The organism is Azoarcus sp. Soil_N_20 (assembly GCF_057656155.1).
This window is the reverse complement of sequence record NZ_JBDGKX010000001.1, coordinates 827207-840167: the sequence shown is the minus strand read 5'-3', so window position 1 is coordinate 840167 and position 12961 is coordinate 827207. Positions and strand designations below refer to the sequence as shown.

9 protein-coding genes are annotated in these 12961 nt (G+C 65.0%); 3 read left to right on the top strand and 6 right to left on the bottom strand.

Going from position 1 to position 12961, the window contains the following annotated elements:
- Nucleotides 1-55: 55 nt before the first annotated feature.
- Genes AC3A35_RS03980 through gyrA form a run of 6 tightly spaced genes read right to left on the bottom strand, consistent with a single transcriptional unit; the run spans nucleotide 56 to nucleotide 8894 of the window.
- Nucleotides 56-2014 (bottom strand): bifunctional 3-phosphoshikimate 1-carboxyvinyltransferase/cytidylate kinase, encoded by a 1959-nt coding sequence (locus AC3A35_RS03980; protein ID WP_487434586.1) that lies wholly within the window; start codon nucleotides 2012-2014, stop codon nucleotides 56-58.
- Between the two features lie 3 nt (nucleotides 2015-2017).
- Nucleotides 2018-2908, bottom strand: a complete 891-nt coding sequence (locus tag AC3A35_RS03975; protein WP_487434585.1) for a prephenate dehydrogenase — start codon at nucleotides 2906-2908, stop codon at nucleotides 2018-2020.
- Between the two features lie 16 nt (nucleotides 2909-2924).
- The gene (gene hisC, locus AC3A35_RS03970) at nucleotides 2925-4022 is read right to left on the bottom strand and encodes a histidinol-phosphate transaminase (RefSeq protein ID WP_487434584.1); all 1098 of its coding nucleotides are present in this window, start codon (nucleotides 4020-4022) and stop codon (nucleotides 2925-2927) included.
- Nucleotides 4023-4039: 17 nt separating this feature from the next.
- A complete protein-coding gene (gene pheA / locus AC3A35_RS03965) occupies nucleotides 4040-5104 on the bottom strand; it encodes a prephenate dehydratase (protein WP_487434583.1) in 1065 nt (354 codons plus the stop codon).
- A gap of 35 nt (nucleotides 5105-5139) precedes the next feature.
- Nucleotides 5140-6237: a 3-phosphoserine/phosphohydroxythreonine transaminase gene (gene serC / locus AC3A35_RS03960; protein WP_487434582.1), complete on the bottom strand. Its 1098-nt coding sequence runs from the start codon at nucleotides 6235-6237 to the stop codon at nucleotides 5140-5142.
- Nucleotides 6234-8894 (bottom strand): DNA gyrase subunit A, encoded by a 2661-nt coding sequence (gene gyrA / locus AC3A35_RS03955; protein WP_487434581.1) that lies wholly within the window; start codon nucleotides 8892-8894, stop codon nucleotides 6234-6236. Before gyrA ends, serC begins: the two co-directional genes overlap by 4 nt.
- 198 nt (nucleotides 8895-9092) lie before the next feature.
- On the opposite strand from gyrA, the gene grpE reads away from it, so the two are divergent.
- The 3 genes from grpE to dnaJ all read left to right on the top strand — a co-directional run bounded on the left by grpE (nucleotide 9093) and on the right by dnaJ (nucleotide 12936).
- Complete coding sequence (gene grpE / locus AC3A35_RS03950) at nucleotides 9093-9680, top strand: nucleotide exchange factor GrpE (protein WP_487434724.1); 588 nt, start codon at nucleotides 9093-9095, stop codon at nucleotides 9678-9680.
- A 107-nt stretch (nucleotides 9681-9787) separates the two neighbouring features.
- Complete coding sequence (dnaK, locus tag AC3A35_RS03945; protein WP_487434580.1) at nucleotides 9788-11710, top strand: molecular chaperone DnaK; 1923 nt, start codon at nucleotides 9788-9790, stop codon at nucleotides 11708-11710.
- Nucleotides 11711-11808: 98 nt separating this feature from the next.
- On the top strand, nucleotides 11809-12936 hold the full coding sequence (gene dnaJ / locus AC3A35_RS03940) for a molecular chaperone DnaJ (RefSeq protein WP_487434579.1): 1128 nt from the start codon (nucleotides 11809-11811) through the stop codon (nucleotides 12934-12936).
- Nucleotides 12937-12961 lie beyond the last annotated feature (25 nt).

Below are 12961 nucleotides of genomic sequence, written 5' to 3'. Positions count from 1 at the left end.
ACGGCAAGCAAAAAGTTAGAAGGAGCACGCTCCGGGCACCCTTGCCCGGGCATGGTCAGACCCAACCGGTCGCCAAGCCCCGATCCCGCACGAGATCAAGCACAAAAGCCACGGCTGCGTCGACCTCCATCGAAGTGGTGTCGAGCAGTACCGCGTCCGGTTGCTGCTGCAGGGGAGCCACGGCCCGGGCGGCATCACGCGCGTCCCGATCCCGCAGATCCTGCATCAAGCTTTCGATATTAGCAGGCGAACCCTTTTCGATCAACTGCTTATATCGGCGCTGCGCGCGCGCCTCGGCCGACGCGGTCAGGAACACCTTGATCGTGGCATCCGGAAAGATCGTGGAACCCATGTCGCGCCCCTCCGCCACCAGTCCCGGCCCGCGGCGATAGTCGCGCTGGCGATCGAACAGCGCCGCCCGCACCGCCGGCAGGACCGCCACTTTCGAAGCGCCGGTCGAGCACGCCTCGCTTCGAATTTCGTCGGTCACATCCTCGTTGTCGAGCAGCACGGTCCCGCCCTCGAAGCGCGCTGCGAGCCCGGCGGCGATCGCGGCGACCGCCGGCCCGTCGTCGAGTTCGACCCCGGCCCGGATCGCCGCAAGCGCGGTGAGCCGGTAAAGCGAACCGCTGTCGAGATGCTGCCAGCCGAGGATCTCCGCAACCCGCGCCCCGACCGTACCCTTTCCCGAAGCGGACGGGCCATCGATCGCCACCACCGGGACGACCTGTGCCACGGTCGCAAAAGCGCCGAAGTACCCGGGAAAGGTCTTGTTCACGCACTTCGGGTCGTTGATCCGCATCCGGCACTCGCCGAGGGTCGCCAGCGAGAAGCACATCGCCATCCGATGATCGTCGTAAGTGTCGATCGTCGCCGGGCGCAGTCGATCCGGCGCGGTCACGCACAGATAGTCCGGCCCCTCTTCGACCTCGGCGCCGACTTTGCGCAACTCGGTGGCCATCGCCGCGATCCGGTCGGTTTCCTTGACCCGCCAGCTGGCAATGTTGCGCAACCGGCACGGGCCATCGGCGAACAGCGCCGCCACGGCGAGCGTCATCGCGGCGTCCGGGATATGGTTGAGATCGAGATCGAAGGCCCGCAGTCTGCCGGAAACCGGTGCGGCGGCCTCGATCCAGTTGTCGCCCATCGTGATCCGTGCGCCCACCTGCTCGAGCGCCTCGGCAAAACGGACATCACCCTGGATACTCGTGCGCCCGACCCCTTCGACCCGCACCGGACCACCACCGATCGCACCGGCGGCAAGGAAATAGGATGCGGACGACGCATCGCCTTCGACATACACCGTCCCTGGCGACCGGTAACGCGCACCGCCGGGCACCACAAAGCGGGCCCAGTCGCGATGCTCGACCTGCACCCCGAAACGCGCCATCAGCGCCAGCGTGATCGCAATGTAGGGGCGTGAGATTAGCTCGCCGACCACTTCGATGGTCGTCTCCTCGCCGGTCAGGGGCAAGGCCATCAACAGTGCGGTCAGGAATTGGCTCGACACATCGCCCCGCACCCGCACCACGCCACCGGGACGAATCGTCGCCGGCTCGATCTGCAGCGGCGGATAGCCCTCGGTGGCGGTGCAGGCAATGTCGGCACCGATCTGGCGCAAGGCATCGACCAGATCCCCGATCGGGCGCTCATGCATGCGCGGCACGCCAGACAGGCGGTAGCTGCCGGCCGACAAGGCCAGCGCCGCAGTCAGCGGACGAAAGGCGGTGCCGGCATTGCCGAGAAAAAGATCGCCGGACTTGACCGGAAACGGACCACCGACCCCACGCACGCGATAGTGGTCGGCACCCTCGTCGCGCTGCCAGTCGACGCCGAGGGCGTGCAACGCCTCGAGCATGCGCTCCACGTCGTCGGAGGCCAGCAGGTCGCGGATATCGGTCTCGCCTTCGGCCAGTGCGGCCAGCAGCAGCACGCGATTGGAAATACTCTTCGAGCCCGGCAGGCGCACCGTGCCGCTCGCGCCGAGCAGGGGAGGCAGGTCAATGAATTCCATGAATCACTCAGCAGTGGAGGTCGGTACGAACTGCTCGGCCCAGGCATTGCGCGCGCACCGCGCCTCGTCGAACAGCTGCTCGAGGCGCTTGCCGTCACCGGCCATCAGCACCGCACGCAGGTAGGCCAGCTCCGCCAGATACTGATCCAGCTCGCCCAGCAATGCCTGCCGGTTGGCAATGCAGATGTCCCGCCACATCTCGGGATGGCTGCCGGCGATCCGGGTGAAGTCGCGAAAGCCGCTCGCCGCATGGGAAAACAGCAGCTCGGCATTGGCGCGCCCGGCAAGGTCATGGACCAGCCCGAACGCAAGCAGATGTGGCAGGTGGCTGACCGCGGCGAAGACCCGGTCGTGGTCCTGCGGCGCCATATCGACCACGGTCGCACCGCATGCGGTCCACGCGGCCCGCACCAGTTCGACCGCGGCGGGGTCGTTCTCGGGCAAGGGCGTCAGAACCACCTTGCGTTCGCGATAGAGCTCCGGAAAAGCCGCCTCGACGCCGCTTTTCTCGGCGCCGGCGATCGGATGGGCGGGAACCACGTGCGACAGGTGCGCGTCGAGGTGTCGATAGGCCGCTTCGATCACGTCGCGCTTGGTACTGCCGGCATCAGTGACGACGGTTCCCTGGCGCAGATGGGGGGCCATCGCCGCCATGATGCTCTCGAGCTGTCCGACCGGCGCCGCAAGCAACACCAGATCGGCGCCGTCGAGTGCAGCGGCCCAGTCCGATCCCACTTCGTCGATGACCCCTAACGCCCTGGCCCGCTCGAGCGCCGACACGGTACGACCAATGCCGACGATCCGCCCCACCACGCCCGCCTGGCGCAAGGCGAGCGCAAACGACCCGCCGATCAGGCCGACACCGCACACCACCAGCTTGCCGATCAGGGCCATGCCGACGCCCCCGCGCTCAAGCCAGCACCAGGCGCAAGGCCTCGATGAACCGCGCGTTCTCCTCCGGCAGACCAATCGATACCCGCAACCACTCCGGCATGCCATAGCCCGCGATCGGGCGCACGATCACGCCCTGCCGGAGCAGGCCGAGATTGACGGCGGCGGCGTCGCCGACCTTGAAGGTAACGAAGTTGCCCGCAGACGGAATCCATTCCAGCCCGAGCTCGGTCAGCGCAGCGGTAATCTGCGTCATGCCGCGTCGGTTGAGCTCCGCGCTATGCGCCAGAAACTCCTCGTCGGCGAGCGCGGCTTCGGCCGCCGCGAGCGCGATGCTCGACACATTGAACGGCTGACGCACCCGGTTCATCAGATCCGCCACATCCGGATGTGCGATCCCGTAACCGACGCGCAGCCCCGCCAGACCATAGGCCTTGGAGAATGTACGCGACACCAGCAGATTGGGAAACCGGGACAGCCAGGCGATCGAGTCGTAGCGCTGCTCCGGCGCCAGGTATTCGGTGTAGGCCTCGTCGAGCACGACCAGCACGTCGCTCGACACCCGCTCGAGAAAGGCCTCGATCTCGACGCCGGGCACAAAGGTCCCGGTCGGGTTGTTGGGGTTGGCGATGAACACGACGCGCGTATCCGGCGTGATTGCCGCTGCCATCGCGTCGAGGTCGTGCCCGAACTGCCTTGCCGCCACTTCGATGGACTTCGCGCCCACTGCATTGGTCGCCAGCGGATAGACGGCAAAGGCGTGGCGCGAGAACACTGCCGAAAGACCGGGCGCGAGAAAAGCCCGCGCCGCCAGCTCGAGGACATCGTTTGAACCATTGCCGATGACCAGTTGCGCGGGGCTAACCCCGAACTTGCGACTGATCGCCGCTTTCAGTGCAAACGCGTTGCCGTCGGGGTAGCGCGCAATATCGGTCAGCGTGCCGATGACCGCCTCGCGCGCGCGCGCGCCCATGCCGAGCGGATTCTCGTTGGACGCGAGCTTGACGATGCTCGCCTCGGGAAGCCCCATCTCGCGTGCCAGCTCGGAAATCGGCTTGCCCGGCTGATAGGGCATGATCGAACGAATGTACTCGGGGGCCAGGCCTGCAACACTCATGATTGTCTCCTGCACGTTCAGATCGCGGCGACCGGGTAGGACCCCAGCACCTTGACGAAAGCGGCACGCTCGCCGAGTTCCTTCAGCGCGGCCGCCACTGCGGGATCGGACTGATGGCCTTCGATATCGACATAGAACACGTATTCCCACAGTCCGCCGCGGGCGGGCCGCGACTGTAGCTTGGTCATGTCGACGCCGTGACGGGCAAGCGGTTCGAGCAGGGCGTGCATCGCTCCCGGCCGATTCGGTGCCGAGCATACCAGCGAGGTTTTGTCCTTGCCCGAGGCGCCGGCCGCATGGCGCGCGATCACCAGGAAGCGGGTCGAGTTATTGGGGTCGTCCTCGATGTTCGACGCCAGCGTGTTCAGGCCGTAGAGCTCGGCAGCCGCTTCACCGGCGATCGCGCACGACTCGGGATCCTCGGCGGCCATCCGCGCGGCCTCCGCATTGCTCGCGACCGGCACCCGCGGCAGGCTGGCCAGATTGCGGTTCAACCACTCATGGCACTGCGCCAGCGACTGCGCATGCGAATACAGGCGCTTGGCACCACCGATCCCGTCCGACCGCGACAGCAGGTGCTGATGAATGCGCAACTTCACTTCGCCACACACCTTGAGCGGGTTGGCCAGCAACAGGTCGAGCGTGCCGCCGACTGCGCCCTCGGTGGAATTCTCGACCGGCACCACACCGTAGTCGGCGTTGCCCGATTCGACCGCACGGAACACATCGTCGATCGATGCCGTGGGCAGGAAGTTCGGCGCCGAGCCGAAATGCTTGCGGCTGGCACTTTCCGAAAAAGTGCCAGCCGGGCCGAGATACGCCACCTTGAGAGGCTGCTCGAGTGCCAGACAGGCCGACATGATCTCGCGGAAGATCTTCTGCACCGCCTCCCCCGGCAGCGGACCGGGGTTCACGTCGGCCAGCCGGCGCAGGACCTGGGCCTCGCGCTCCGGTCGATAGATGTTGCCGTGCTTGATCTCGCCCACGCGCTGGGCGCAGCGGGCGCGCTCGGACAGGCGGGTGAGGATCTCCTCGTCGAGGTGGTCGATCTGGTTACGCAGGTTCAGCAGTTCGTCGCTCATGCTCAATTCCCGGTTTCGGTTGTCGACCTGTCCGTTCAGGCCCTGCGCGCGGCAAAATCGCGCATGAAGTCCACCAGTGCCTGCACCCCGGCAAGCGGGATCGCGTTGTAGATCGACGCACGCATACCGCCGACCGACTTGTGTCCCTTCAACTGAACCAGTCCCGCCGCCTTCGACTCGGCGAGAAAGGCTTCGTTGAGGGCTTCGTCCCTGAGAAAGAACGGAACGTTCATCCGCGAGCGGCACGCGGGATCGACCCGGTTCTCGTAGAAATCGCTGCCATCGAGGTAATCGTAGAGCAGCTTCGCCTTGGCGATGTTCCGGGCCTCGATCGCGGCGATGCCGCCCTCGCGCTTGAGCCACTGGAACACCAGGCCGGCGATGTAGATGCCGTAGGTCGGCGGCGTGTTGTACATCGAGCCGTTGTCGGCCACGGTCTTGTAGTCGAAGGCCGACGGACAGTGCGGCAACGCACGGCCGAGCAGGTCCTCGCGCACGATGACGATGGTCAGGCCCGCCGGACCGATGTTCTTCTGCGCGCCGCCGAACAGCAGACCGTACTTCGATACATCCATCGCCCGCGACAGGATGTGCGAGGAGACATCCGCCACCACCGGCACTTCGCCGCGGCCGATCGTCGTCAGATCCGGCTCGAACGGGTACTCGACCCCGCCGATGGTCTCGTTGGTGCACGTGAACACATAGGCCGGGTCAGCCGACAGCTGCCACGCGTCCAGCGGCGGGACCGTGGTGTAGCCGCTCGCTTCCGAGCTGGCCGCGATATTGACCGCGCAATAGCGCCGCGCTTCGTTCTGCGACTTGGCCGTCCACACTCCCGTGACCACGTAATCGGCCGTGCGCTTGTCGCCGAGCAGGTTCAGCGGAATGATCGCGTTCTCGGCAATCGCTCCACCCTGCATGAACAGGATGCGGTAGTTCGACGGTACCGCGAGCAACTCGCGCAGATCGGCTTCCGCGGCCTCGGCGATCGCGGTGAATTCCTTGCCGCGATGGCTCATCTCCATCACACCCATGCCGGCGCCATGCCAGTCGAGCATCTCGGCCGCCGCCTGATTCAGGACTTCCTCAGGCAGCGCGGCCGGACCGGCGCTGAAGTTCCACACCCGACTCATGCTTCGCTTCCCTCGTCACCATTACCTTCAGCCGGCGCTTCACCCGCGCTGCCGGTCGCCTCGCCGGTGGCGGCCGCAGCGTCGATTCCGACACCGCCCTCCTCGCCGAATTCCATGTCGTCGACCTCGGACTCGGCCACCTTCTCGATCCCCGCCAGCCAGGTGCCTTCGTCGAGGTTGATCAGGGTCACGCCCTGGGTGGCACGGCCGAGCTCGCGGATGTCCTGCACCCTGGTGCGGATCAGCACCGCACCGGTGGAAATGAGCATCACCTCGTCGCTCGGGTCGACCAGTACCGCACCGACCAGTTTGCCGTTGCGATCCGAAGTCTGGATCGCGATCATGCCCTTGGTGCCGCGCCCGTGGCGGGTGTATTCAGCCACCGGCGTACGCTTGCCGTAGCCATTCTCGGTGGCGGTGAGAACGGACTGGGTCTCGCCCTTCGCGACCAGCATCGCGATCACGCGCTGACCGTCCTCGAGCATCATGCCGCGCACGCCGCGCGCTTCGCGCCCCATCGGGCGCACGTCGCCCTCGGCAAAGCGCACCGCCTTGCCGGCGTCGGAGAACAGCATCACATCGCAGGCGCCGTCGGTGATCTCGACCCCGATCAGGTGATCGCCGTCGTCCAGGCTGACCGCGATGATGCCGGCCTTGCGCGGATTTGCGAACGCGGTGAGTGGGGTCTTCTTGACCGTGCCCTCGGAGGTCGCCATGAACACGAAGTGATCTTCGTCGAAGGCTTGCACCGGCAGCACCGCGGTGATTTTCTCACCTTCGATCAGCGGGAACAGGTTCACGATCGGCTTGCCGCGCGAGTTGCGCGTGCCTTCGGGCACCTCGTACACCTTCAGCCAGTAGCAGCGACCACGGCTGGAGAAGCACAGCATGGTGTCGTGGGTGTTGGCAACGAACAGGTGGTCGATGAAATCCTCGTCCTTCATCGAGGTCGCCTGCTTGCCCCGCCCGCCACGGCGCTGGGCGCGGTAGTCGGCGAGCGGCTGACGCTTGAAGTAGCCGGTATGCGACAGGGTCACGACCATGTCTTCCGGCGTGATCAGATCCTCGATGTTGATCTCGGAGGTATTCATCACCACTTCGGAACGCCGCGGGTCGCCAAACTGGGTGCGGATCGCGGTGAGCTCGGCGACGATGATCGCGGTGATGCGCTCCGGCCGCGCCAGGATGTCGAGCAGGTCGGTGATGAGGTCCATCACCTCCCGGTATTCGGTGACGATCTTGTCCTGCTCGAGGCCGGTCAGGCGCTGCAGGCGCAGCTCCAGAATGGCCTGGGCCTGTGCTTCGGACAGCCGATAGCCCTGTGCAGACAGGCCGAACTCGGGATCGAGCCCGTCGGGGCGATAGCTGTCGGCCAGCGCGCGCGACAGCATCTCCTCGACCAGCGGCGAGCGCCAGCTGCGTTCCATGATGCCGCGCTTGGCATCGGCCGGGGTCGGTGCGGCCTTGATCAGGGCGATGATCTCGTCGACGTTCGACAGCGCCACCGCCAGGCCTTCGAGGATATGGCCGCGGTCGCGCGCCTTGCGCAGCTCGAACACCGTGCGCCGGGTGATCACCTCGCGCCGGTGTTCGAGGAAGCACACCAGCAACTGCTTGAGGTTGAGCAGGCGCGGGCGGCCATCGACCAGCGCCACCATGTTCATGCCGAAACTGTCCTGCAGCTGGGTGTGCTTGAACAGCTTGTTCAGCACCACCTCGGGCATCTCGCCGCGCTTGAGTTCGACCACCAGGCGCATGCCCGATTTGTCGGATTCGTCGCGGATCTCGCTGATGCCCTCGATCTTCTTCTCGTTGACCAGTTCGGCCATGCGCTCCTGCAGGGTGCGCTTGTTCACCTGATAGGGCAGCTCGTCGACGATGATCGCCTGCCGGTCGCTCTTGCCGATCGGTTCGAAGTGGGTGCGTGCGCGCATGACCACGCGGCCGCGGCCGGTGCGGTAGCCCTCGTGCGCGCCGGCCAGACCGTAGATCAGGGCCGCGGTGGGAAAATCGGGGGCCTTGACGATGTCGATCAGGGCCTCGATATCGGTCTCCGGTTCCTCGAGCAGCTTCAGGCAGGCATCGATGACCTCGCCGAGGTTGTGCGGCGGAATGTTGGTCGCCATGCCGACCGCGATGCCGCTCGAGCCGTTGATCAGCAGGTTCGGGATCCGCGCTGGCATGACCAGCGGCTCTTTCTCGGAGCCGTCGTAGTTCGGCCCGAAGTCGACCGTTTCCTTGTCGAGGTCGGCGAGCAGTTCGTGGCCGATGCGGGCCATGCGGATTTCGGTGTAACGCATCGCGGCCGCATTGTCGCCATCGACCGAGCCGAAGTTGCCCTGGCCATCGACCAGCATGTAGCGCAGCGAAAAGTTCTGCGCCATGCGCACGATGGTGTCGTACACCGCGGTGTCGCCGTGCGGGTGGTACTTACCGATGACGTCGCCGACGATACGCGCCGATTTCTTGTAGGCCCGATTCCAGTCGTTGGAGAGTTCGTGCATCGCGAACAGCACGCGCCGGTGTACCGGCTTGAGGCCGTCGCGTGCATCGGGAAGCGCGCGCCCGACGATCACGCTCATCGCGTAATCGAGATAGGAGTGGCGCATCTCCTCCTCGAGGCTGATCGGAAGTGTTTCTTTGGCGAACTGTGTCATGCTCTGAGGCGGTAAAACCCGCTTGAACCAAAAGCGTGCGATGTTACCATGCGCGCCCCCTTCCCTGCCCGGCGGCCTTGTTGTTCAGGCACGGATGCCGGAAGCGCAGCGGCGAGAAAAAAATTCCGCCCGCCTCTTGAAATTTGCCCGGACGCCCCAAGCTGTGGGTCGATCAACGCACAGAGGGAGCGAACACCCATGCAGGAACAGAAGCCGAACCAGGAATCCGCTGGCGAACTGGAACAACGGCCCGCCATCGAGATGGATCAGCAACCGATCCCCGCGCGCGCCGATGCGGCAGCCGGCACCAACGCCGACCTGATGCCCAGCCTGGAAGACAGCCTGCGTCAGGCCGAACTCAAGGCCGAGGAACACCACGATGCCTGGCTGCGCGCCAAGGCCGAAACCGAGAACGTCCGTCGTCGCGCCCAGGATGACATCGCCAAGGCCGCCAAATTCGCCGCCGAGAAGTTCGCCGGCGCGATGCTACCGGTCAAGGACAGCCTGGAGGCAGCCCTCGGCACCGAGAATCAGACCGTCGAGAAGCTGCGTGAAGGCGTGGAACTGACCTTGAAACAGTTGACCTCCGCCTTCGAGGGCGCAAATCTGACCGAGGAAAACCCGGCCGGACAGAAGTTCGATCCGAACAAGCACCAGGCGATCGGCGCGCTCGAGTCCGACGCCGAACCCAATACCGTGATCAACGTATTGCAGAAGGGCTATTTGCTGAATGACCGCGTGCTTCGTCCGGCGCTGGTCATGGTTGCCAAGCCGAAAGCGCAGTAATTGCCGGTGCGCGGCTTGAAACCCGGCCGCCACCCCCCATATTCGAAACAAGCCTGAGCCGGGTCATCCGGTTCGCAAACGAAATCAGAGACTTTAAAGGACATATCATGGGCAAGATCATCGGCATCGACCTCGGCACCACCAATAGCTGCGTTTCCGTGATGGAAGGCGGCAAGCCGAAGGTCATCGAGAACTCCGAAGGCGCACGCACCACCCCGTCTGTCGTCGCCTACGCCGAAGACGGCGAGATCCTGTGCGGCGCCCCGGCCAAGCGCCAGGCAGTGACCAACGCCAAGAACACCCTGTTCGCCATCAAGCGCCTGATCGGCCGTCGCTTCGAAGAAAAGGAAGTGCAGAAGGACATCGCCATGATGCCCTACACCATCGCCAAGGCCGACAACGGCGACGCCTGGGTCGAAGTGCGCGGCAAGAAGATCGCCCCGCCGCAGGTCTCCGCCGAAGTGCTGCGCAAGATGAAGAAGACCGCCGAAGACTACCTCGGCGAGGAAGTCACCGAAGCGGTCATCACCGTGCCGGCCTACTTCAACGACAGCCAGCGCCAGGCCACCAAGGACGCCGGCCGCATCGCCGGCCTCGAAGTCAAGCGCATCATCAACGAGCCGACCGCAGCCGCGCTCGCCTTCGGCATGGACAAGAAGCCGGGCGACTCCAAGATCGCGGTCTATGACCTCGGCGGCGGCACCTTCGACATCTCCATCATCGAAATCGCCGACCTCGACGGCGAGCACCAGTTCGAAGTACTGGCCACCAACGGCGACACCTTCCTCGGCGGTGAAGACTTCGACCAGCGCATCATCGACTACATCGTCACCGAGTTCAAGAAGGAACAGGGCGTCGATCTGAAGAACGACGTGCTCGCGCTGCAGCGCCTGAAGGAAGCCGCCGAAAAGGCCAAGATCGAGCTCTCCTCCGGCACCCAGACCGAAGTCAACCTGCCCTACATCACCGCCGACGCCAACGGCCCGAAGCACCTCGCGGTCAAGATCACCCGCGCCAAGTTCGAGGCCCTGGTCGAAGACCTGGTCGAACGCACCATCGCACCGTGCCGCGTCGCACTCAAGGACGCCGGGCTCAAGGTCTCCGACGTCGATGACGTGATCCTCGTCGGTGGCCAGACCCGCATGCCCATGGTGCAGGAGAAGGTGAAGGAGTTCTTCGGCAAGGAAGCCCGTCGCGACGTGAACCCCGATGAGGCGGTCGCGGTCGGCGCCTCGATCCAGGGCGGCGTGCTGCAGGGCGAAGTCAAGGACGTGCTGCTGCTCGACGTCACCCCGCTGTCGCTCGGCATCGAAACCCTGGGCGGCGTGATGACCAAGCTGATCCAGAAGAACACCACGATCCCGACCAAGGCCAGCCAGGTCTTCTCCACCGCCGACGACAACCAGAACGCGGTCACCATCCACGTGCTGCAGGGTGAGCGCGAGATCGCCTCCGGCAACAAGAGCCTGGGCCAGTTCAACCTGTCCGATATTCCGCCCGCACCGCGCGGCATGCCGCAGATCGAGGTCACCTTCGACATCGACGCCAACGGCATTCTGCACGTTTCGGCCAAGGACAAGGCCACCGGCAAGGAAAACAAGATCAAGATCCAGGCCAACTCCGGCCTGTCGGACGCCGAAGTCGAGCGCATGGTGCAGGACGCCGCCGCGCACGCCGAAGAGGACAAGAAGGTGCACGAACTGGTCGACGCCCGTAACCAGTGCGACGCCCTGATCCATTCGACCCGGAAGGCACTGACCGAGCACGGCGACAAGGTCGGCGAAGAGGACAAGGCCAAGATCGAGGCTGCGCTCAAGGATGCCGAAGAGGCGATCAAGAGCGGCGACAAGGACAGCATCGAAGCCAAGAGTCAGGCGCTCGCGCTGGCCAGCCAGAAGCTCGGCGAAGCCATGTATGGCCAGCAGGACCAGGCCGAGGCCCAGGCTGCAGGCGGCTCGACCGGAGGTGGCAAGACCGACGACGCCGACGTGGTCGACGCGGAGTTCACCGAAGTGAAGGACAAGAAGTAAGCGTCTCGCCAGACCGCAAACCGAACGGCCGAGCCCCAGCCGGAGCATGTTGCTCCGGCCGGCTCGGCCTTTGCATGACACAGCAATAGCGAAATATCATGTCCAAACGGGATTACTACGAAGTACTCGGCCTGAATCGCGACGCCGGTGACGACGAGATCAAGAAGGCCTACCGCAAGCTCGCGATGAAGCACCACCCGGACCGCAACCCGGACAGCAAGGACTCGGAAGACAGGTTCAAGGAGGCCAAGGAGGCCTACGAGATACTCTCCGACCCGCAGAAGAAAGCGGCCTACGACCGTTACGGCCACGCCGGCGTCGACCCGTCGATGGGCGGCGGAGGCGGCGGCCCCGGGTTCGAGGGCTTCGGCGATGCCTTCTCCGACATCTTCGGCGACATCTTCGGTGGTGCCGGCGGACGCGGCGGACGCTCCAATGTCTATCGCGGCGCCGACCTGCGCTACAACCTCGAGATCTCGCTCGAGGAAGCCGCTCGCGGTGCAGACAAGACCATCCGCATTCCCACCGTCGAGGAATGCGGCACCTGCCACGGCAGCGGTGCCAAACCGGGCACCCAACCGAAGACCTGCCCCACCTGCGGCGGCGCCGGCCAGGTCCGCATCCAGCAGGGCTTCTTCTCGATCCAGCAGACCTGTCCGAAATGCCATGGCAGCGGCCGCATCATTCCCGATCCGTGTCGCGACTGCGGCGGCGCCGGCCGGGTGAAGAAGCAGAAGACGCTCGAGGTGAAGATTCCAGCCGGCATCGACGAGGGCATGCGTCTGCGCCATGGCGGTCACGGCGAACCGGGCGTCAATGGCGGCCCGGCGGGTGATCTCTATGTCGAGATCCATATCCGCAAGCATTCGGTGTTCGAACGCGAACATGACGATCTGCACTGCGAGATGCCGATCAGTTTCACCACCGCAGCGCTGGGCGGCGAGATCGAGATTCCGACGCTCGACGGCATGGCGAGGCTGAAGGTCCCGGCCGAAACCCAGAGCGGAAAGGTGTTCCGCCTGCGCGGCAAGGGGATCAAGAATGTCCGCTCGCACACCCATGGCGACCTGCTGTGTCATGTGCTGGTGGAAACCCCGGTGAGCCTGACCGACCGTCAGCGCGAGCTGCTACAGGAGTTCGAGGCGATCTCCAGCGGCAACGCCGATCGTCACAATCCGAAGGCGAAGTCGTGGATGGACAAAGTTCGTGATTTCTTTGGAACCTGATCGCGTACCGACATGAAAAGATACC

Excerpts from the sequence above, each read along its gene's own strand:
- dnaK (WP_487434580.1), top strand. The coding sequence starts at position 9,788 with ATGGGCAAGATCATCGGCATCGACCTCGGCACCACCAATAGCTGCGTT.
- hisC (WP_487434584.1), bottom strand. The coding sequence starts at position 4,022 with ATGAGTGTTGCAGGCCTGGCCCCCGAGTACATTCGTTCGATCATGCCC.
- AC3A35_RS03980 (WP_487434586.1), bottom strand. The coding sequence starts at position 2,014 with ATGGAATTCATTGACCTGCCTCCCCTGCTCGGCGCGAGCGGCACGGTG.
- grpE (WP_487434724.1), top strand. The coding sequence starts at position 9,093 with ATGCAGGAACAGAAGCCGAACCAGGAATCCGCTGGCGAACTGGAACAA.
- gyrA (WP_487434581.1), bottom strand. The coding sequence starts at position 8,894 with ATGACACAGTTCGCCAAAGAAACACTTCCGATCAGCCTCGAGGAGGAG.
- serC (WP_487434582.1), bottom strand. The coding sequence starts at position 6,237 with ATGAGTCGGGTGTGGAACTTCAGCGCCGGTCCGGCCGCGCTGCCTGAG.
- AC3A35_RS03975 (WP_487434585.1), bottom strand. The coding sequence starts at position 2,908 with ATGGCCCTGATCGGCAAGCTGGTGGTGTGCGGTGTCGGCCTGATCGGC.
- pheA (WP_487434583.1), bottom strand. The coding sequence starts at position 5,104 with ATGAGCGACGAACTGCTGAACCTGCGTAACCAGATCGACCACCTCGAC.
- dnaJ (WP_487434579.1), top strand. The coding sequence starts at position 11,809 with ATGTCCAAACGGGATTACTACGAAGTACTCGGCCTGAATCGCGACGCC.